1 pseudogene is annotated in these 566 nt (G+C 62.4%); it reads left to right on the forward strand.

Annotated features, from left to right (window positions below):
* Positions 1–566 (forward strand): annotated as a pseudogene (locus tag K4G67_RS17320) (IS5 family transposase); the annotation flags it as partial.

Below are 566 nucleotides of genomic sequence, written 5' to 3' on the forward strand. Positions count from 1 at the left end.
CATCATCTTCGTGATCAGAAACGGGCTGCGCTGGCGCGATGCGCCGGCCGGCTATGGCCCGCACAAAACGATCTACAACCGCTTCATCCGCTGGAGCCGCCTGGGCGTGTTCAATCGAATCTTCGCCGAGCTCGCCGCCAAGGGCGGCAAGCCCGATCAGCTCATGATCGATGCTACCCATCTCAAGGCGCACCGGACGGCAGCAAGCCTGCTAAAAAAGGGGCTCTACCCAGACGTATCGGGCGCACCAGAGGCGGCCTGAACTCCAAGCTTCACGCCGTCTGCGATGGGAAGGGTCGTCCGCTGATCATGCTGCTCAGCGAAGGGCAGATGAGCGATTACAAGGGCGCCGCGCTGATGATCGATGCATTCCCCAAGGCCAAGGCACTGCTTGCCGATCGGGGTTATGATGCCGACTGGTTCCGCGCCGCGTTGGTGCAGCGCGGCATCACCCCCTGCATCCCCTCAAAGACCAACCGTAAAGCGCCCATCCCGCACGACACCGCCCTCTACCGTCAGCGTCACAAGGTCGAGAACATGTTCGGCAAGCTCAAGGACTGGCGCCG

The sequence above is a fragment of the Croceicoccus hydrothermalis genome (assembly GCF_022378335.1).
Classification (GTDB): Bacteria; Pseudomonadota; Alphaproteobacteria; order Sphingomonadales; family Sphingomonadaceae; genus Croceicoccus; species Croceicoccus hydrothermalis.